Annotated in this window: 12 protein-coding genes; 7 read left to right on the top strand and 5 right to left on the bottom strand. The window is 66.5% G+C overall.

The window, feature by feature from the left end; genetic code table 11:
- The first annotated feature begins 12 nt into the window (after positions 1 to 12).
- Positions 13 to 1,716 carry a DUF262 domain-containing protein gene (locus AB0M36_RS37065; protein ID WP_364167321.1) on the top strand — a complete coding sequence of 568 codons (1,704 nt, stop codon included), beginning with the start codon at positions 13 to 15 and terminating at the stop codon, positions 1,714 to 1,716.
- A 28-nt stretch (positions 1,717 to 1,744) separates the two neighbouring features.
- The gene (gene pglX / locus AB0M36_RS37060; RefSeq protein ID WP_364167319.1) at positions 1,745 to 5,242 is read left to right on the top strand and encodes a BREX-2 system adenine-specific DNA-methyltransferase PglX; all 3,498 of its coding nucleotides are present in this window, start codon (positions 1,745 to 1,747) and stop codon (positions 5,240 to 5,242) included.
- Here pglX and AB0M36_RS37055 read toward each other — a convergent pair whose 3' ends face one another.
- Positions 5,243 to 5,905, bottom strand: coding sequence for a hypothetical protein (locus AB0M36_RS37055; RefSeq protein ID WP_364167317.1), 663 nt, complete (start codon positions 5,903 to 5,905; stop codon positions 5,243 to 5,245).
- Between the two features lie 43 nt (positions 5,906 to 5,948).
- On the opposite strand from AB0M36_RS37055, the gene AB0M36_RS37050 reads away from it, so the two are divergent.
- From AB0M36_RS37050 to AB0M36_RS37035, 4 genes are read left to right on the top strand one after another with little or no spacing between them, the layout of a single operon-like run.
- Positions 5,949 to 9,794, top strand: coding sequence for a phage resistance protein (locus tag AB0M36_RS37050; protein WP_364167315.1), 3,846 nt, complete (start codon positions 5,949 to 5,951; stop codon positions 9,792 to 9,794).
- Positions 9,791 to 12,466: a BREX-2 system phosphatase PglZ gene (gene pglZ, locus AB0M36_RS37045; protein ID WP_364167312.1), complete on the top strand. Its 2,676-nt coding sequence runs from the start codon at positions 9,791 to 9,793 to the stop codon at positions 12,464 to 12,466. The genes AB0M36_RS37050 and pglZ overlap by 4 nt, the downstream gene beginning before the upstream one ends.
- Positions 12,463 to 13,764, top strand: coding sequence for a BREX system ATP-binding protein BrxD (gene brxD / locus AB0M36_RS37040; RefSeq protein WP_364167309.1), 1,302 nt, complete (start codon positions 12,463 to 12,465; stop codon positions 13,762 to 13,764). The genes pglZ and brxD overlap by 4 nt, the downstream gene beginning before the upstream one ends.
- A 9-nt stretch (positions 13,765 to 13,773) precedes the next feature.
- Positions 13,774 to 15,891, top strand: coding sequence for a DEAD/DEAH box helicase (locus tag AB0M36_RS37035; RefSeq protein ID WP_364167306.1), 2,118 nt, complete (start codon positions 13,774 to 13,776; stop codon positions 15,889 to 15,891).
- Positions 15,892 to 16,208: 317 nt separating this feature from the next.
- Here AB0M36_RS37035 and AB0M36_RS37030 read toward each other — a convergent pair whose 3' ends face one another.
- A complete protein-coding gene (locus AB0M36_RS37030; protein ID WP_364167303.1) occupies positions 16,209 to 16,781 on the bottom strand; it encodes a CbrC family protein in 573 nt (190 codons plus the stop codon).
- A 203-nt stretch (positions 16,782 to 16,984) separates the two neighbouring features.
- Here AB0M36_RS37030 and AB0M36_RS37025 point away from each other — a divergent pair, with 203 nt between their 5' ends.
- On the top strand, positions 16,985 to 17,419 hold the full coding sequence (locus AB0M36_RS37025; protein WP_364167300.1) for a hypothetical protein: 435 nt from the start codon (positions 16,985 to 16,987) through the stop codon (positions 17,417 to 17,419).
- 65 nt (positions 17,420 to 17,484) lie between these two features.
- Here AB0M36_RS37025 and AB0M36_RS37020 read toward each other — a convergent pair whose 3' ends face one another.
- From AB0M36_RS37020 to AB0M36_RS37010, 3 genes are all read right to left on the bottom strand, one after another.
- Positions 17,485 to 18,660: a hypothetical protein gene (locus AB0M36_RS37020; RefSeq protein WP_364167297.1), complete on the bottom strand. Its 1,176-nt coding sequence runs from the start codon at positions 18,658 to 18,660 to the stop codon at positions 17,485 to 17,487.
- 119 nt (positions 18,661 to 18,779) lie between these two features.
- Positions 18,780 to 19,115, bottom strand: coding sequence for a helix-turn-helix transcriptional regulator (locus tag AB0M36_RS37015; RefSeq protein WP_364167294.1), 336 nt, complete (start codon positions 19,113 to 19,115; stop codon positions 18,780 to 18,782).
- Complete coding sequence (locus AB0M36_RS37010; RefSeq protein ID WP_364167292.1) at positions 19,112 to 20,218, bottom strand: tyrosine-type recombinase/integrase; 1,107 nt, start codon at positions 20,216 to 20,218, stop codon at positions 19,112 to 19,114. Before AB0M36_RS37010 ends, AB0M36_RS37015 begins: the two co-directional genes overlap by 4 nt.
- Positions 20,219 to 20,841 lie beyond the last annotated feature (623 nt).

The raw sequence follows: 20,841 nt of genomic DNA, 5'->3' as shown, positions 1-20,841 counted from the left end.
GAGACTGGCGACATGCTCAGCAACGACGCCGACAGCGACCTGGAGCCCACCATCCGGCTGCTGGGCGGCGTCCTGGATGACATCGCGAACGGTCGGCTAAGGGTCCCGAATTTCCAGCGCCCCTTCGTCTGGCGCCCCGATCAGATGCTCGACCTCTTCGACAGCATCGAACGCGGATACCCCATCGGCAGCATTCTGCTGTGGGAGACGACGGACACCGTGGACTCGCTATCTTCCATCGGGGACGTCCCCATACCCCCGGCGCCAACGAACCGTCCGGTCTCCTACGTTCTGGACGGTCACCAGCGACTCTCCACCCTCTTCGGGGTCCTCCGGCGACATGGTCGCCCGCCCAACGCCGATGACCAGCGTGAGTGGAAGTGGAGGATCTATCGGGACCTCGAGCCGAAGACGGACAACGAGCGCTACCGGCACCACCGGGGGGCCGGCAACCCGCCAGCTCCAGTTCCCAGCAGCTATCTTCCGGTCCGTGCGGTGAGCACTACTCGCGACTTCCTGCAGTTTTCTCGCCGGCTTGACGTGTCGATTCGCGACCGAGAGCGGCTGGAGCGCCTGGTCGACGAGGCGGATCGCGTCGCGCAGCGCATCACAAGCTACAAAATCGCCCTCATCAAGCTCGGAGGCGGCGAACTCGGTCAGGCCGTCGAGGTTTATACCCGCCTCAACCGGCGCGGTATCCGGATGGACGCAGACCAGGTCATCTCGGCTCTGACACATCGCGGCGGCCAGCGTACCCTGAGTGAGAAGATCGACGACATCGTCCGGTCTGTGGCGAGCACCGGGTTCGGCGAGTTGCAGCGTCAAGCCGTCTTCCGGTCGGTGCTCGCGATCGGCGATGAACCCGACGTGCTCAGCCCACGCTGGGAGCGTATTGCGGACCGCATGCAGAACCGCCTCGTCGATGCCGTGCCGGCCGCGGAGCAGGCCATCCACGCCGCCGTCAGCTTTCTTCGGCAGATCGGGCTACCTCTGGCGAATCTCCTGCCGTACGGCCACCAGCTTCTCCTCCTGGCCAGCTTCTTCCACCATCGTTCCGAGCCAAGCCCTGACCAGAAACTGAGACTGCAGCAGTGGTTCTGGGTGACGTCGTGGGCGGGCTCGTTCGCCGGAGCGAATTCAGCGACGGTTCGACGTGGCCTGGAGGAGATGCGGCTTTTCGCCAACGGCATCGGCGCACTGCACCTGGACATCGAGGATGTGCAGCCCGTGCCCGAGCCGTTCAACTTGAACAGCGCCCGAGCTGTCGCCTACATCGCCTGGGAAGCCGGCGAATTCCCCAAACGACTGGATCCGCTCGGGCAGGAATTCGATGTGGTGAGGCAACTCGCGGCAGGCGCGTCGCAGGCCTACCGGCCGATCCTTGCCGGCGACCAACGGGCCGCGAACCGCCTGGTCCTGCCGACGATCGCCGGGACCAGCGTGCATCGAGCGCTGCTCGACCTGCCTGACAGTGGCAGCCTCATGCTGGACTTCGGCGACGGGCCGTACAGCTACGCCTTCACCAAACGTTTCCTGAAGAGCCACGGCATTCCCGAACTCGCGTGGCAGCGACTTCGCGAGGGCAACGGTGACCTCTTCCTGCAGCAACGAGCGGCCTACCTGGAGAAGAAGCTGCGGAGTTTCGCGAACGGAATCGACATCCCCCTCGGCCCCGGGTTGGTAGGCGTAGCGGATGACGACACCGATCACGGATAGCGTGCCGTCACGGCCGTAGGATCTGCCTGTGATTGACGAAGCCACAAGCAAGGCGCTGCAGGGGCAGGTCCGGTTCCTGGTGGATGACCTACGGGGTCAGCTCGCGCAGTCGCCTGGGTTGCGTTCCGATCTGCGCCGGGAGCATGACGGCGCGGAACGGGCCGAGCGTACGGCCAGTGGCTTCGAGGGGTGGCTGGACGACCAGCTCGACCAGGCCGCGGTGGCCTGGGTGCTGGGCTGTGTCTTCGTCCGGTTCTGTGAGGACAACGAACTCGTCGATGGACTGTGGATCGGCGGCGACGATCCCGCGGCACGCGCCGACGACGCGGTCCAGCGCCGGCAGGCCTATATCATCGCCAACCCTCGCGAGAACGATCGGGAGTGGTTGCGCGAGGGGTTCCGCTATCTGGCCCGCCTGCGGGCCACCGGCAAGATCTTCGACGACCACAATCCGCTCTGGCGGTTCGACATCTCCGGCCCGGCCGCGGAAGGCCTCAGCGACTTCTTCCGCAAGGGCGCCGGGCGCGGGTCGCTGCGCTCCACCGACCTGGACACCCGCTTCCTGGGCGATCTCTACCAAGATCTGAGCGCGTACGCGAAGAAGACGTACGCGCTGCTGCAGACGCCGGAGTTCGTGGAGGAGTTCATCCTCGACCGGACGTTCGAGCCCGCAGTGCAGGAGTTCGGCCTGTCCGAGACGTCGGTGATCGACCCGACCTGCGGCTCCGGGCACTTTCTGCTCGGCGCGTTCCACCGGCTCGTCCGCAAATGGCAGGGCCGGGAACCAACTGGCGACATCCGGGTGCACACCGAGCGTGCGATGGGCCAGGTCACCGGGGTCGACATCAACCCGTTTGCGGTCGCGATCGCCCGCTTCCGCCTGCTGGTCGCCGGGATGCGGGTGTGTGAGCTGAAAAAGCTGGAGCGCACCCCGGCCTGGCCGATTCGGGTTGCCACCGGCGACTCGCTGTTGCCGTGGGGTGCCGGGAAGACGGTCGAGCAGACGGACCTGCTGCTCTGGCAGACCGAGAAGCCCTTCGCGTACGCGAGTGAGGACGATGACCTACTCACCGAATATTTGCGACCGGGCCAATATGCAGTGGTCGTTGGCAACCCGCCCTACATTACGGTCTCGGATGCCGCCCGGAACAAGAAATATCGGGATCTGTACCCGACGGTGTGTCACCGGCAATACGCCCTCACGGTACCATTCGCGAAGCGCTTCTTTGACCTGGCAAAGCGGTCAGACGAGTACGGCGAAGGCGCCGGTCACGTCGGACAGATCACCGGCAACGCTTTTATGAAGCGTGAATTTGGCAAGAAGCTGATCGAAGATTACTTCGCGCATCAAGTCGAACTGACAGAGGTAATCGACACCTCCGGTGCCTTTATACCAGGGCATGGCACGCCGACGGTGATCCTTATCGGCCGCGCCAACTTCCGCCGTCGTGGTCGGTCGATTCGATCGGCTCTTGGAATTCAAGGCGAGCCAGAAGCGCCTGAGGACGCCGCTGAAGGATTAGTGTGGAAGGCTATTATCAACCAGATCGATACGGTGCCGTCCGAATCAAAATGGATCAGCGTCCAGAATTTTGAGCGCTCAAGGCTCGATCATTTCCCATGGAGTCTGGCAGGAGGTGGGGCCGGTGATCTGCAGAAGCGGATAGAGGCACAAACCTCGAAGCTGGCCGGGGTCATCGATATTATCGGGCGGACGACACACACCGGGCTCGATGAGGTTTTCTACGCGAGCAAGCCTGCATTTTATACACGAGGTCTGCTGGAATCTGCGGTACCTGTTATTCCTGGTGAGGACGTTCGTGATTTTCGGCTTGAGACCCGGACGTGGACACTGTTCCCATATGACGAAGGCGGCCGTCCCCGTTCTCCGCAAGACGAGGAACAGCGGCACTACTGGAACTTTAGAACTCATCTGCAGCGCAGAATGGATTTTGGTCAAACGCCAGTCGAGAGAGGTCTGAGGTGGTTTGACCACAGTATGTTCTTCGCAAATCGCTACCGCACGCCAAACTCAATTGCGTTTCCGTTCGTGGCCACGCACAACCACTTTGTTTTGGACCGTGGCGGGAAGGTATTCAACAGGACGGCGCCGGTGATTAAGTTGCCGGAGGGGGCGACGGAAGAAGAGTATCTGCGGCTACTCGGGGTGCTCAATAGCTCCACCGCCTGCTTCTGGCTCAAGCAGGTCAGCCAGAACAAAGGAAACGGCGGGATTGGAGGCGGCATCGGAGATGAAAGCTGGGAGCCTCGTTATGAATTCACAGGCACCAAGCTTCAGGAGCTTCCCCTGCCTGCTGAATTTCCCGCGGAGCGGTCTCGGCTAATCGATAAGATGGCGCAGCGACTTATGGATGTGGTGCCCACTTCGATTGCCAGACTAGGGGTGCCGACCCGGGAGCGGTTGGCGGCGGCTCGGGCTGAGTACGAGCTGATCCGGGCGCGGATGATCGCCGTACAGGAAGAGTTGGATTTTGAGGTTTATCGGCTTTATGGGCTGATTGACGAGGATCTGACGCATCCCGATCCGCCGGGGATCGAGCTGGGGGAGCGGGCCTTCGAGATCCTCATGGCGCGGCAGAACGTGCAGACCGAGTGGTTCAACCGGCACGGGTCGAGGCCGCGGGAGACGGTGAATCCCGATTGGCCGGCCGGCTATCGGGAGCTAGTGGAGCGACGGATCCAGGTCATCACCGAGAACCGGCACATCGGGCTGATCGAGCGGCCCGAGTGCAAGCGCCGCTGGACCACCGAGGGCTGGGACGGCATGCGGGCCACCGCACTGCGCGGCTGGCTGCTCGACCGGTTGGAGGCGCCGGAGCTGTGGGCCGGGCAGCCGATGCCGCTGTCGGTGGCGCAGCTCGCCGACCGGGTCAACGGCGACGCTGACTTCCGGCATGTGCTGGAGCTGTGGGTCGGGCACGACAACTACGACCTCGCCAAGGCTCTGTGGCAGCTGCTGGCCGACGAGCACGTGCCGTACCTTCCGGCCCAGCGTTACAAGCCGTCCGGTCTGCGGAAACGTGCCGTCTGGGAGCGCACGTGGGCGCTGCAGCGGCGTGAGGACAACGGCGAGACCGTCGAGATCGACGTGCCGCTGAAATACACCTCGGCCGACTTCGTGAGGGCGTCGTTCTGGCGGGCGCGGGGCAAGCTCGACGTGCCGAAGGAACGGTTCATCTCGTACCCGAAGGCGAGCCGGGCCACCGACGGCAGCGAGTTGCTCGGCTGGGCGGGCTGGGACCATCTGCAGCAGGCGCAGGCGTTGGCTACCGTCTACCTGGACCGGAAGACCCAGGAGTCGTGGCCGGCGCACCTGCTGCTGCCGCTGCTGGCCGGCCTGGTCGAGCTGGAGCCGTGGCTGCACCAGTGGTATGCCGAGGAGCGACCGGACTTCCCGGGATCGCCGGCACAGTTCTTCACCGACTTCATCAACGCCGAGCTGGACGCGCTGAGCTCGGACCGGTCAGCGCTGGCCCTGCTGCGAGGTGTGCCCGAGCAGCGGTGATCAGGGGACGGGGCGCTCACTGAGCAGCTGAGGCACCCGGCACTGGGCGTTCACCCAGTCGCGGCTGGTCGGGCAGATCCAGCCGGCCACCTGCAGCGCTGTCGTCTGCAGGTGGCCGATCGGCCGGTTGAACATCGGTTCAAGGTGCGCCATCCGGTTCCGCGCCAGATGCAGGTCGTGCACCGCGGCGTCGATGTCCCGACGCATGCCCCGACGGTAGAGGCCGGGGAAGGCCTGCCGCAGGCAGCCGAGCCAGAGCGTGCGCTCGTAGTGGCTGGTCAGCAGGTAGCGCCAGAAACCGAAGGTCAGCTCGGCGGTGACCCGGCCGTTGGTTTCGGCGCGGCCGCCTCGGGTCGCACGTCGGCGGGCGGTGTCGATGTCGCGTTCCGCCCGGTGGTTCAGAATTCGGCCGGGGTCCAGATACCACCGCGGTTCGCCGAAGCGGGCTGTGGACCAGGTGGTGAGGGCATCGTTCATGGTGTTACGAAGGAGGACCTCGAGATGCCCGAGCGTGCTGCCCAGCGCGGCAGAGATCTCGGTGTTCCACTCGTAGAGGCGGACGGCGAGTTTCACATCACCGTTCGTCGCTGTCCGGTACGGCGTCAGCCGTTCGGTTGAGAGCTTCTGTTCCACCACTGCCAGCTCGGCCGGCCCCATGATCATCGATCCGCCTCAAGGTGACTGAAGGACCGCGCTATGCTAGCCGGTGAAGACCCCGGTCGCCCCTGCCCCTTGTGGGTATGCCGCCGGGGTTTCGTCTTGTAGTCGACTCACTCCGTGCCTCGAAGCCGTGGTGGCCTCAGCCCGATGCTGTGTGCAGAGCATAGGATCGAGGACTGATCGACGCGCTGATGACTGGCTGAGGGGACCGCTGATGACGTTGCTGCGGGATCTGATCGACATCCCGACCTCGGTGAGCGACGGCGACTTCGTCGTCAAGGCCGCCGAGGGCGCCGATCTCGGCCGTTATGTCGTCACCGATCAGTTGCGGGACAGCTTCGCCGACGCCTTGCGCCGGATCGGGCACGCCGTAACTACCGGCCGATCTCAGGCCACGTTCCTCCACGGATCCTTCGGTTCCGGCAAGTCGCACTTCATGGCCGTGCTGCGGGAGATCCTTCGGCATAATCCGTCGGCTCGGGAGATCCGCGGTCTCGCCGAGCCGATCGTCGCCGCCGATCCGTGGCTGCGGGACAAGCGCATCCTCACGCTCACTTTCCACATGCTCGACGCCCGATCGGTTGAGCAGGCGATCCTCGAGGGCTATCTCAACCAGATCACCGAGTTGCATCCCGGTGCGCCGGCTCCGGCCGTACACCGCTCCGATGCTCTGTTGAAGGACGCGGCCCGGCTCCGCGAGACTATGGGTGAGGAGGCGTTCTTCGCCGCGCTCGGTGGCGGGGCCGCGCCGGCGGCCGGTGCGGGGCTGGCCGCGCAGCGTGCCCAACGGCAGGGCTGGACCCCTCAGATGTACGGTGAGGCGGCTGCCGCACCGCCGGGCACTTCGCAACGCGATGCTCTGGTCACGGCTCTCACCGCAGCCTTCTTCACCGGAGCTGTCCGCAGCGGCGAGTATCTCGACCTGGACACCGGCCTGGCGGTCATCACCAGGCATGCCAAGGCTCTCGGCTACGACGCCATGGTGTTCTTCCTGGACGAGTTGATCCTCTGGCTGTCCACCCGGATCAGCGATCACACGTTCGTCAACACCGAGGGTGCCAAGCTCAACAAGCTGATCGAGTCGGCTGACGCGGCCCGGCCGTTGCCGCTGGTGTCGTTCGTCGCCCGCCAGCGCAACCTGGAGGACTTCCTCGGGCCGCAGGTCGGTGGGACCGAGCGGGAGGCTCTCGCCCACGTCATGCGCAGTGTGCAGGGGCGCTTGGGTGAGATCGTGCTGGCTGACACCAACCTGCCGGAGATCACCGAGAAGCGGCTGTTGAAGCCAGTCGACGCGACAGCCCGGGCGACGATCGACAACGCCTTCGCCGCGGTGCGCGGCAACCGGCAGGTGTGGGACACCCTGCTACTCGGTGCCCAGTACGGCGACGCGGGCATCGGTTCCGACGCGGAGGCGTTCCGCAAGCTCTATCCCTTCTCTCCGGCACTGGTGGCGACGCTGGTGGCACTGTCGCAGGCTCTGCAGCGGGAGCGCACGGCGCTGAAGGTGATGACCGAGTTGCTCGTCGACAGGCGGGAGACCCTGCGTGTCAACGACCTGATCGGCGTCGCGGCCCTCTTCGAGCCGCTGGTCCTCAATGGCGAACTGCCCGACCGGCCCAAGCTCAAGCAGCAGTTCCAGGCCGCTCGCAGCCTGTACCGGCAGAAGCTGCGGCCCCTGCTACTTCGGCTCAACGGCATCACCGAGGAGCAGACGGCCGGACACACGCAGTTCCAGCTGGACGACAAGCTGATCAAGACGGTGCTGCTGGGTGCGCTGGTGCCCGAGGTGCCGGCCCTGCACAATCTCACCGCGCCGAAGTTGCATGCGCTGAACTTCGGCACCATCACGTCGCCGATTCCTGGCTACGAGAACCAGATCGTTCTGGGCCGGTTGAACAAGGTCGCCAACGATGCCGGCGAGCTGCATCTCACCGGCGGGCCCGACCCGGTCGTCACCCTCAAGCTGCACACGGTCGACTACGACAAACTGCTCGACCTGGTGTCCGATCAGGAGACCACCACGACCGGTGCACGACAGCAGCTGCTGCGCGAGCTGATCACCGGCGAGATGGGGTTGACCGGCACCGAGGGGCAGCTCGGGGAGCTTCAGCATCCGCGTGACTGGCGTGGGCGGCGGCACATCGTCCAGGTCAAGTTCGGCAACGTCCGCGACCAGGACACGATGCCGGACGCGGCACTGGTCGCCACCGGGGACGACTGGCGCATCATCGTCGACTACCCGTTCGACCCACAGGGATACCCGCGCAACTCGGACCGGGCGCGGATCGCCGACCTGCCGCGTGGGTCGCACACCGTCTTCTGGTTGCCGTTCTACCTGACCGACGAGTTGATGGGCAGGGTCGCCCAACTGGCAAAAATCAACTATTTGCTCGGCGGCACCGGCGACCGGCTGAACGCCCTGGCCGCAGACTGGCCACTCTCCGACCGGCAGCAGGGCCGGGTCTACCTCCAGCAACGCCAGACCCAACTGCGCGGCAGTCTGATCACCGCGCTCAAGCAGGCGTACGGCGCGGCGAAACCGCAGACCACTGACGTCGAGGAGGACAACGTCGGTGTCCTGCATACCCTCGACGAGGGGCTCCTAATCGGTGACCCACGCGGCGGGACGCTGAAGGAGGCGTTCGACAATCTCACCGGTGAACTTCTGGCCTGGGCGTACCCCGGAAAGCCAGCCCTGCCGGAGGACGAGAAGCCGATCACGAAGGCGGAGCTCGCCAAGGTGCTGAGCTACGCCCGCGAGGCTTCCGCTGACCCGACACGGGGTGTGAACGTGCCGCCTGCCGACCATCGGATCATCCGGCGGATCTGTAACAACCTGGAACTCGGCGAACTGATCGATCACCGGTATGTGCTGACTACCAGCACCTGCTTCTGGAGTCGGCACCTCCTGCAGCTGGCCGCCGATGCGGGCTACACCGAGAAGTTCCCGGTGCGCTTGCTCCGCGAGTTCCTCGACCGTCCGGCACCGCGCGGATTCGACCGGGACCTGCAGAACCTGATCATCGCGATCTTTGGTCTCGAGCAGCAGCTCGCCTGGTACGAGCGAGGTGGCAAGGTCGCCATCGCATCAGTCTCGGCGATTACCGACGACCACGAACTGCGGCACCCGCCGATGCCTGACGAAGACGACTGGCGCCGTGCCGTGAAACGGGCGCAGCCACTGTTCGGCCTGGTACTTCCGGCTTGGCGGACTCCCGCCAACCTCGGCCCGCTGGCCACCGGACTGCGGACCGCGGCGGTGAAGCATGCCGCTGCCACTGCCGACCTGGTTGATCGACTGACCAAGCATGCCGACATCCTCGGCATCGATCCCACGACCCCGCACGGCCGGTTCGCGACCGCACGACGCATCACGGCACTGTTGCAGGACCTCCGCCACGAACGCGACGACGTCGTCACAGTGTCCCTGTTGGGCAGAGCCGACCTGGGCGACATCGATGATCAAGCGGTCGGGGAAGCCATGTCCAGCGCGGTCGGCGTGGTCCGAGCTCTGGATCAGGCGCAATGGTCCCTGATCAAACCGATCACCGGTCGGGAAGTCGCCGACGAGCGGGCACGAGCGATCATGGACCGGCTGCGCGCCTCCGCACAGCGCCAGCAACATGCCGCGGATCTGGCCAAGGAGATCGAGGTGGCAGTCTCCGCCGCGGCTGCCCTACTAGCGGAAGACCGACCTAACCCGCCAGTAGACAAGCCGGCGCCAGCCGGGGGGCAGGAACCGCCGCCGACCGAGCCCGGCGGTGCCCGGGGCCGTTCAGAAGTCCGGCAGCACGTCGTGACCGGCGAGGCGGAGTGGCGCAAGGTCGCCACGCAGATCGGGGCGGAGGTGGCCGCTGGTCGCCGGGTGACCATCACTTGGGAAGCAACGTGACCCGGGTACAGCCCGACGCCATCCGGCGCAAGGTCGCGGCGTGGCTCGTAGAGCAGGACGGCGCCGACGCCATCGCGCTCTCCGCCGCGCCAGCGTGGAACGGAGACCCGCACCTGGCCATCGGCGACATCAGACTTCGCGTCGTGCCCTGCGAGACACCGCTCGCTGCCCGAGCAGCCTTGCACGACCGGGAGGAATCCGAAAAGCTCGTGCTGCTGACCGAACTGAGTGAGGCCGAACTCGGCGAAGGAATTCTGGCACACCTCAGCAAGCAGACCGTCCGCAGAGTCGACGCCTGGGAACTGGTGCGCCAGATGTTCGGCGGAGCGACTCTCGATCCGGCCCTGCCGCGAACCGGCAACTGGGTGGCAGCCGCTCTGGGCGATCACATGCCCGCCGACGGCTGGCACGCCCCGGCCGGCACGGCTCTTACCAAGGACCATGCGCTGCGCTGTCTGGCCGCCGAGATTCTCGGTATCCCGCACGACCGTCTGGACGTGGCGGGGCTTCTGCAGTGGACCAGGGACGCCGCCGCTCAGATGACGTTCACGGCGCTGCCCCCGGAGACGGCGAAAGGACTCGCCACCTACCTAGCCGACACAGCCGGCCCGGCCGCAGCCCCGATCATGTCGGCTGTTCGGGCTGGGCATGGCGTCGACGCTCTCCCCATGGGCCTGCTCGCCGCCGTCCTCTGGCCGCGCTCCGACCCGACACCGGCTGCCGCCGTCGACCTGGCGGTCGCCCGAACCAGGCTGGAACCACGATTCGGCGGCGCCCGGCTGACACCGGGGCAGGCCGCGGCACTGCAGGACGCCGCAGAGGCGTGGGTGGACCGCACCATCGACTCCGACGACGAACACGACCGACGGCAGGCCCGGCAGATCCTCCGAAGGGCCGAGAGCCTGGCGGCCGAGATCGACATCACCGAGCACCTCGGATCCTCCATCCTGCTGCCCAGCGGCTTCGGGCAGCGATTGCGGACCTTCGCTGCCGCGGTGCGTACGGCAGTGGCGGCCCCAGCCCCGGCCCCGGCCGCGCGGGCGCAGGCGGCGTTCAGCGACGTCGAGTCACACCATGCGGCCGACCGGCAACGTCTGGAGACGGCACGGATGGCGCTGCGCATGCTCCGATGGCTCGCCGTCGCGGAGACGCCGCCGCCGGGCACGCCGCTCGATGCGGTGAACCGCCACGTCCGCGTCGACGGATGGGTGGACCGGGCACGACTGGACCTGTTCGCCGGAGACGTGGACCCCGATGTGGCGCAGGCGTATCGCGAGGTCTACCGCGCTGTGGACCAGCGGCGCCGCAACCATGACGAGCAGTTCGCCGACTTGCTGGCCGCCGCTACGCGAGCAGAACTGGAACCGGGCGCGATGCTGCGGGTCGAGGACGTGCTCGACCGCATCGTCCAGCCGGTGGTCGACGGTGGACGGCGGGCGCTTCTCCTTATCATGGACGGCATGAGCATGGCCGCCGCCACCGAGCTGGGAGAGTCCCTCGCCCGACACGGATCGTGGCTCGAACTGACCCGGAACGGCGGCCCACGATCGGGTGTCCTGGCCGCGTTGCCGACGGTTACCCAGGTCAGTCGCTGCAGTCTGCTGAGCGGTCGGATCGCCGTCGGTGAACAGCAGGCCGAACGAGCCGCGTTCACCAAGCGCTTCCCCCACGGCATCCTCCTGCACAAGGGTGATCTTCGGGCCGCTTCCGGCGAAGCGATCGACCCGGACGTACGTGCGGCCTTGGAGGACCCTGCCCGGCCGGTGGTCGCCGCGGTGATCAACACGATTGACGACGCCCTGGACCGCAGCGAGCCGGGCACCGTGGTCTGGGACACCCACACCGTTCCCGCCCTTCGTGACCTGTTCACCGCCGCTCAGGATCGCGTCGTGATCATGGTCTCCGACCACGGCCATGTCGTCGACCGTGGGCCGGAAGCAATTACGCGGCGCAGCGACACCAGCGAGAACCGCTGGCGTCCCGCTACCCAGCCTGTGGGAGAGGGTGAAGTCGTCGTCTCCGGTTCTCGTGTTGCGCTCGGGGGCGGCACGGTGGTGCTGCCGTGGCGGGAGGAGATTCGGTACGGCCCGCGCAAGGCTGGCTACCACGGCGGTGCCTCGCCCGCTGAAGCCGTCATCCCGCTTCTCGTGTTCACCGCCGGCGACGAGAGTGCACTGCCGGGCTGGGCTCCCGCCCCCGTTGCCAGCCCGGATTGGTGGCGGGAAGCCCTCACTGTTCCGGAGGAACAGCCGGACGTGACCCGGAAGGCAAACCGGCGCAAGGGGCCTGTCGCGCCTCAGACGGCCGGGCTATTCGAGTTGCCGGAACCGGTGAGCAACACGCCACCGACCACATCGCCAGCGGATGACCTCGTCACAGCCCTGCTAGCCAGCCCGCTGTATCGGCAGCGCCGCGGCAGCCGTGGCATTCTGCCGGACGATCGGGTGGCCGCGCTGCTCAAGGCGCTGCTGGCCGGTGGCGGCAGGGCAACACTGGACACGCTCGCAGCGCATGCGCAGATCCCCGCGCATCGTATCCACGGAACGGTGACCGTATTGCGCAAACTCTTGCAGGTGGAAGGCTATCCGGTGGTGACAGTGGACGCGGACGGTGTGACCGTGCTGCTGGACCGGCCGCTACTCATCGAACAATTCGGCCTGGACACGCCGTGACGCTGGAAATCTCGCCACGGAGACGGCGTGACATCGTCGATGCGCTACGCCGTGGAGTCGTACCGGTCAACGGGCTCGACGCCTTGGCTGTCGGCCTCGACCGATTCGCTGCCGCGCTCGATGACGACCTCGACCGAGTCGCCGGCGGCGGCAGCGTCTTCAAAGCGGTCCGCGGCGAATACGGCGCAGGTAAGACGTTCTTCACCCGCTGGCTCGCCGAACGCGCCAAACAGCGGGGGTTCGCCGCCGCAGAGGTACAGATCTCCGAACTGGAGACCCCTCTGCACCGGATGGAGACCGTCTATCGACGGCTGGTCGAAAACCTCAGCACCGAGCAGTTTCCACCCAGCGCACTGCGACCCATCCTGGACGGCTGGATCTATGCACTGGAGGACGACGTCATCGAGGGCGGGACGGTCACCGAGGACGACGCCACCGCACTCGACGCCGCGGTGGGCAGGCTCCTGGAGGCCCGTCTCGCCGAGATCTCCCGCAGCACTCCCGGTTTCGCGGCGGCGCTCCGTGGCTACCGCGCGGCTACCGCCTCCGGTGATCCCGCGACCGCTGATGGACTGGCTGCCTGGCTCGGCGGTCAACCCCATGTTGCCGTGGCCGCCCGCCGCGCAGCCGGAGTCAAGGGTGACCTGGACCATTTCGCCGCGATGAGCTTTCTACAGGGCCTACTCACCGTGCTGCGTGACAGCGGGCACCCCGGCCTGCTGCTGGTCCTCGACGAGGTGGAAACCCTGCAGCGGGTACGTTCCGACGCGCGCGACAAGGCACTCAACGCGTTGCGCCAGCTCATCGACGAGATCTACGCGGGCCGTTTCCCCGGACTCATGCTCATCATCACCGGTACGCCGGCGTTCTACGACGGTAATCAGGGTGTCCAGCGTCTCGCCCCGCTCGCCCAACGTCTGGCGACTGACTTCGGATCGGACCCACGGTGGGACAACCCTCGTGCCACCCAGCTACGGCTCCCCGGCTTCTCCCTCGACGCCCTCGTCGAGTTGGGTATCCGCGTACGTGGCATCTACTCCAACACCGCCGTCGACAGCCGGATCGACGATGGCTATCTGCGTGAACTCGCCGTCGCAGTCACCGGCAAGCTCGGTGGTCAGGTGGGCGTGGCACCGCGCGTCTACCTCAAGAAACTCGTGGCCGACGTGCTCGACCGGGCCGACCAGTTCGCCGACTGGAATCCGCGCGAGCACTATGCGCTGACCGTACGCGCTGACGAGCTGACCGAAGTGGAACGCAACGCCGCCTCGGCTGACGACATCAGCCTGCAGTTGTAGGACCTGCCGGTGAGTGTCGCGCTGGATCCCGTGCTGCTGCACCACATCGTCAACACGCTCGGCTGGCCCGATCTGCGGCCCTTGCAACGCGATGCCGTCGCTCCACTGACCGCGGGGCACGACGCCCTGTTGCTCGCCCCGACCGCCGGAGGAAAGACTGAGGCGGCGGCCTTCCCGATCCTCACCCGGATGACCGCTGAGCGGTGGACTGGTACCTCGGTGCTCTACCTGTGCCCGCTCAAGGCCCTGCTCAACAACCTCGAACCCCGGCTGACACGCTATGCCGACTGGATCGGTCGCCGGGTCGCGCTCTGGCATGGCGACGTCACCGCTGGGAAACGCCGGGCGATCCTCGCCAGCCGACCTGACATTCTGCTCACCACGCCGGAATCACTGGAGTCGATGCTCGTCAGTGTGAACGTCGATCACCGGTCATTCTTCGCCGGCCTGCAAGCGGTGATCGTCGACGAGGTGCACGCGTTCGCCGGCGACGACCGCGGCTGGCACCTGCTGGCCGTACTCGAAAGACTCACCAATCTGATCGGCCATCCCCTGCAACGCATCGGCCTGTCCGCCACTGTCGGCAACCCCGACCAACTCCTTGCCTGGTTGCAAGGCGCCGCACGCGACACCAGGCCCGCCGTCATCGTCGCCCCCGACTTGCCCGTCATCGCAACAGCCGACGCTCCGCGAGTACCACCTGGTGAAGTCGAACTCGACCACGTCGGATCCCTCCCCAACGCGGCAAAGATCATCGCCGCGCTCCATGCCGGGGAGAAGCGTCTGGTCTTCTGCGAGGCGCGGCAGACCGTCGAGGAACTGGGCCAACTGTTGCGCGGGCACGGCATCACGACCTTCTTGTCCCACGCCTCCCTGTCCGCTGACGAACGCCGACGATCCGAAACCGCGTTTGCCGAGGCGCGCGACTGCGTGATCGTCTCCACCAGCACCCTCGAACTCGGCATCGACGTCGGGGACCTCGACCGGGTTATCCAGATCGACACCCCGGGATCTGTCGCCAGCTTCCTGCAACGGCTCGGCCGTACCGGTCGGCGTGCCGGCTCCACACGGAACTGCCTTTTCCTCGCCACCTCCGGAGACGCGCTGGTGCGGGCGGCAGCCCTGCTGTTGCTCTGGTGCCGCGGCTGGGTCGAACCGGTCACCCCGACTCCCGAACCCCGGCACATCGTCGCCCAGCAGTTGATGGCGCTGTGCCTGCAGGAACATCGCGTCGGAGACCGATTGTGGTCGCGGTGGTGGAACGGGTTGCCGCCGTTCGACCGCAGCGCTGAACCGATCGCCCGGCACCTCGCAGGCCAGGGTTACCTCGACGAAGACGGCGGTATGTTCTTCATCGGCCCGGAAGCCGAGAAGCGGTTCGGCCGCCGGCACTTCATGGACATGACCGCCGTCTTTCTCGGCCCGCCGGAATTCACCGTCCTGCTCGGCCGCGACGAACTCGGCAAGATCGACCCGTGCCTGCTCACCGAGGAGGTCCCCGGCCCGCGCCGGCTCCTGCTATGCGGCCGCAGCTGGCAGGTCACCTACATCGACTGGAGACGCCGCCGCTGCTTCGTCGAACCGGCCGACCGCGGCGGCAAGGCCCGCTGGACAACCGGTGGAGGCATCGCCGGCACCAGTTTCGCACTCACCCGAGCCGAGCGGGAGGTCCTCCTCGGCGCTGACCCGCCCGTGAGAATGACCCGCCGGGCCATCGACCAGATCGGCGCACAGCGTGACAAACACTCGTCGGTGGTCCACCCAGGCGGCGCCGTCATTCTGCGCGCCGACAACCGCGACCTGCGCTGGTGGACCTGGGCTGGATTCCGCGCCAATGCAACCCTCGCGGCGACCCTGAGCGAGGTCGTCGATCCCAGCCAGCGATACGACGACCGATACATCCGCCTGCGCGAAGACCTCACCCCGGCAGCGTGGCGTGAACTAACCGTCGACGCGTCAGCGCGTCTCTGTCTACCCGAGGTCAGCAGGAAGGCACTTGACGGGCTCAAGTTCAGTGCCGCCCTTCCGGAACGTCTCGCGATGGCAACACTCGCCGCCCGCCTTGCCAACCTCACCGGCGCCGAGCAGGTCCTCGCCGAGTCGTCGCGATTCGTCGTGGCGGCCTGAGTCCCACGCGCACCATAAGCCGATCTTCTGGTGTACCGGGCGGGCACCGGCGACGACCGGACCCTGCCGACTCCACGCCCGATCACGTTCCGGCCAGGGTGCCTGCGGCGGCGGCTGCGCCGGAGCCTGCCCGGCCCCGGCCGGCTGCGGCACCAGCGACAACCAACCCCGAGCACGACGCCCGCCACCGGTCATACCGCGAGCGTACGACCGCCTAAACCTGATCTAGAAGTCCATGGGGGCTCTGACCCGGCCATGCTCACGAAATGGTCGACCGACAGCCCACGGCGGCAGTGCTGCGTGTTGGAAGCTCCGGGTCAGGTGAGATCCCAGGACGCGAGGTGGGAACCGCAGTGCAGGCAACGAAACAGATAGGCGGTGGGCTCGCCAGCGCGGTCGAGCTGGCGTAGCAAGCGCTCGGTGTCGCTCGGCGGCCAACCGAGCCGACGGAGGTCCTCACGGATCATGTCCAGCGCGTCGGGGTGCCGTTCGAGCTCGACGTAGCCAGCCGGGCCGAGGAAAGCCGCGCCGTCTGCGCAGTGATAGAGCCAGGACTCCTGCTGCCAACCCATGAACCCCGGAGTGCGGCGGGTAATCTCCTCCACCACCGCGACGGGCACCTCATCCGGCACGAGGACGGCGTCACTGAATTCCGCCGGCATGTCCAAGCGATCACTGCCGTCAACAGCCTCAGTCACCGTTCCCAAAGCTCGTGATGCCTCCCCGGAGGCGATGCAATGCAGGCACAGAGTCGTCGGTTCCCTGCCATAGACCGGTCCCGTATACCGGATGTCACGCTGAACGCCGCAGACAGCGCAGACGTGCTCATCGCGGACCGCCGACCCGGTGGCGAGCGGATCAGGGTGATACCGGAACTCGGGTTCTAACACCTAGCCATCATGCCGACGACCGATCTCCTACCCACCGCCACCTCCACCCCGCACAGGATCCGCTGGCCCCTGCAACGGGTTTACTGACGGCATCGCGTATTGAGGCGTCGTGAGTTCGCGGCCTGTGACGGCGTGGCGGCTGCAGTCCTTCGGTGTTCTCCGTTGAGTGGATCTCCGGCCAGCATTGCAGGCAGAATGTTCTAGTGACGCTGGACAAGTCCGGGAAGCTGTGGCGTGGGGAAGACTTCGCTGATCTCGCTGAGTGCGTCCGCGATTTCAAGGCGGGCGGCTATCCCGTGACCACGGTGGTGGAGTCCCGATGCGGCGAGTGCGACGGACGGTCCTTCCAGGTCAACATCGATGAGGAGGAAGCGACCCAGCGGGTGTGTCTTGCCTGCGGCTCCGTGGCCTTCATCGGCGATAGCGCGGAACACTGGAGCGAGGACGAATCTGATTCCTGCGCGTGCCCCTGCGGAGGTGAGGAGTTCGCCGTTGCTGTCGGGTATGCGCTATTTGACGACGGCGAAGTGCGCTGGATCAGCGTGGGCCTGCGGTGTCTGAAAGACAACGTTCTGGGCGTCTATGCCGACACGAAGATCGACTACAGCCCGTCGCGTCACCTTCTCAGCCAGGCGTAGCACCCAAAGGCGCCCGGATCTGCTGGCGATCCGTGTCTGCGAAGCGCCGGACGTGACGGAGCGGTTCATCCCGGAGCAGGACCGCGTTGTCTCCGGCGGGAGGCGTAGCTGGCCCAGGTCGCTCCAGCCAGAGTGGCGTGGTCCTCGGCGCATTCGGGGGTGTAGCCGAACGCTTGTGCCGCGATGGCCGGCGGCATGTCGAGGACCAGGGCGCGGATAGCCGCCAGGCGGGTGCCGAGGAGGTTGATCCGGGACTTGGCCAGCTGGTTCATCAGGTAGGTCGAGTGGACATGCTGGGCTGGTCGTCTGCCGGGGAACAGCCACGGGCTGCTCCGGTTGGCTTCGACGTTGCGGGGTGCGCGGTTGGCGGCGTGATCGCGAAGGATCTGACCGAACGGTTCGGGGACGGGGATCGGGCCGTGCAGTCCGAGGACGATGCGGACTTCCTCGCCGCTGAGGTCGATGTCGTTCATGGTGAGCGCGGCGATGCGGGTCAGCGGCTGAGCGAACAGCGCGAGCAGCAGGGCAGCCGCACGGTCGCGCAGGAAGAAGGATTTGGCGGGGTCGACCAGGTCGCGAAGCAGCTGGAGGCGTTGCGTCTGGGTGATCGTCTCGTGGGCTGCGCTCTGGTGATAGGGCAGGTGCAGGTGGCGCGGCATGGTGCCGTTCTTGGTGGACCAGACGACGAACGCCCGGCTGCCCTGCCGGCTGGAGTTCCCCGTGGCGACCCAAGCGTCCAGGTCGGTTTGGGTGCAGGCCTTCGGAGTCGTGCCGTGCTCACGCAGCCAGGCCAGTAGAGCTGCGGCGCTGTTGATCTCGTGGCACGGCCTCTTGGTGAGCCCGGGTCGTAGCGGACCGCGGGCAGCCCGTTGACGAAGCTGGCGCAGGCTGTGCCAGGTGGCGAACCGGCGAACGTGTTGCTGGTCCTCGGCGGGCTCGATGGCGTCGAGCTTTCTGCGCAGCCAGTTCTCGAACAACACCAGGTAGCGGTCGCGGTGCGGCAGGACCTGCTGCTGCATCAGCATGTCGCGCAGGTGCATCGCTGTCTGCGGCGATGGATGGGCGTCCAAGGTGGCGTGGGTGAGCGGAAGCCGCCCGGTGGCCAGGTCAGCCAGCAGCGGGGCGACATGCTGGCTGCAGATCAGCCAGACCAGGCCGGCGTTCGGGTTGGGCTGTTCGCAGATGGCCTGGTGCAGGTTGAGCAGGGCAGGCGCGACCCGGCCGCTGCCATCGTCCAGCACCGCGGTCGTTCTCTCGACGAGGTGGCATCGCGGGCAGATGATTCCATCGTCGCGGTGTCCCCACCAGCGATGTCGTTCGCCTCGATGTTGGCAGCGGGCGCAGGTCTGTTCGGGCATGGTCAGTCGGTGCGACGCACTCGAGCGCGTTTGGGCCGGATGGTCTTGTTCAGGTCGACCACGACCGGGCCGGCGTTGACAGCCTTGGGCGCCGCAGTGGCCTCGACACGGAAGGCGCAGAGGTCCTCCACGGTGCAGTCCAGGGCGTCGATCAGCGCCCCAAGCACGGTCAGCGAGATGCGTTCCGGCCGGTCACCGACCAGGCGGTAGATCTGCGAGGCCGACAGCGTGATCCCGCGTTCAGTGAGCAGGGGGATGAGGTCGGAGATGTTGTTCAGGCCGCGGGCGGCCATGATCTCCCGCAGCCTCCAGGAGTAGGTGATCGTCGTGCGGCTCACGAGTTCCTCCTGATCTGGGTGGCGACGCGGTCCAAGGCGGCGCGGACGGTGCGGGCCCGGTAGTCGGGCGAGACGTGGGTGTAGATGGATGTGGTGCTCGCATGTTCGTGGCCGACCTGCTGTTGCACGAACAGCTCGTCGTAGCCGGCTTCGATGAGGTGGCTGACATACGACCGTCGCAGGGAATGGAAGTCGAGCCCATCGGCGAGGCCGAGTTCCTTGCGGCAGCGGGTGAACACCGTGCTCACCGTCCCGGCGCTGAGCTGGTCGCTGCGTTCGGATGGCCAGAGCGAGGAGTTGCCGGGCTCGGCCAGAGCCGGGCGCAGTTCCTCTACCCACTGCTTCAGCGCGTCGACGGCCCAGTCGAACAGCGGGACGGTGAGCACCGACCGGCGTTTCGGCGGGGAGCCCCGCATGGCCTTGCCGTAGCGGACTCGGATGATGCCGTAGCCGTCGAACTCCGGCGCCTTCGGGTTGCTGGCCAGATCACACAGGTCCAGGTGCGCGGCCTCGTTGCGGCGCAGCCCCCAGGCGTAGGCGGTCTTGAGTAGCACCGAGTCACGAAAGGCGCTACTCCAGCCCTTGCGGCCGGAGGACTGCGCGGCCACCGCCCGCTCGTCGGCGTGGTCGAACAGGTCCTGAAGTTCGTCATGGGTCAACGCCCGCTTGCCGGGACGTCCTAATGCTTCCTGGACGTGGCGGCCGGTGTTCCATTCCGTGCACACCTGAATCGGGTGGGTGCCGAAACGGTTCTCGCATTCGGTGGGCCAGCCGTAGTGCGGGTCGGTGATGTAGTCGCAGAACTGCCTCAGCGTGGTCTGGTAGCCGAGCAGCGTGGCGTGGCTGACGTGCTTGACCGCCCGCGCTTCGGCGAAGAACGCGTCAGCGTCGGCTGCACTCCACGTCCAGGGGCTGGCGTCGGTGTAGTTGCGGAATCGCCATACGAGACGCTCGCGGGGTTCGATGGTGCCGAAGCTGAGGTTGCGCGCCAGCTGCTGGTTGCGCCAGCCGTCGAGCATGGCCTGGAACACCAGCTCTTCGGGGTGCAGCAGCGGCACACCCCGTACCAAGTGCAGGCCCGCAGAGCCCTCCGGAACCGCCACTTCCACCCCTCGCATCTCATGCGAATTTCTCGCGTTTTCTGCGAACAGGGGAGACTGTACAGCTCAGCGATCTTCTTCGACATGTGGCCCACGGCCTCGTGGCCTGTTGCCGTGACGGCACGACTGACGTGAGAGTCGTGAAGGAAGCGTGGAAACGCCAGGTCAGCGAGCTCATGTGACCCGCAACCATGCAGGCTCTGCAACCACCAACATCGCTCCGTCGCGAGTTCGCATCTCCTGCAATTCGCGACGGTTGGGGTTCAAAGACAGGCACTGACCAGCGAGGCCACAAGGTCCCTGCTCCATCGAGTTTCAGCAATCGCATGCACGCTCACATGATGCCCGACTGACGATCACCCCTCCCTGCTGGCCCGAGCAGCGAAGGCGACAAAGATCAAGTGCAGAGAGCCACCCTCATGACTCGCCGAACTGCCCGTGGGCACGGCCGACGGGCGGCGATACTCGAGCTCATCGCCGCCTGAACAGGGTGACAACCGGATAGTGGCAGAGGTGGATCATCGGCAGTGAGGGACTGTCTCGCTAACGGTGTTTCCGGCGTCTTTGGTTAGTAGGTTTCGGCGGCCGGGAACCGGTCGCCGAAGGTGATCGAGAAGGCGTTCAGG

The sequence above is a fragment of the Actinoplanes sp. NPDC051346 genome (assembly GCF_040682215.1).
In the GTDB taxonomy this organism is placed as follows: domain Bacteria; phylum Actinomycetota; class Actinomycetes; order Mycobacteriales; family Micromonosporaceae; genus Actinoplanes.
Note: the sequence above shows the minus strand (reverse complement) of the source record. Positions and strands in the feature narration are given on the sequence as shown.

Bases quoted from the DNA above. Each gene is read 5' to 3' on its own strand.
- AB0M36_RS37065 (WP_364167321.1), top strand. From the start codon at position 13: ATGCTCAGCAACGACGCCGACAGCGACCTGGAGCCCACCATCCGGCTG.
- AB0M36_RS37055 (WP_364167317.1), bottom strand. From the start codon at position 5,905: ATGATCATGGGGCCGGCCGAGCTGGCAGTGGTGGAACAGAAGCTCTCA.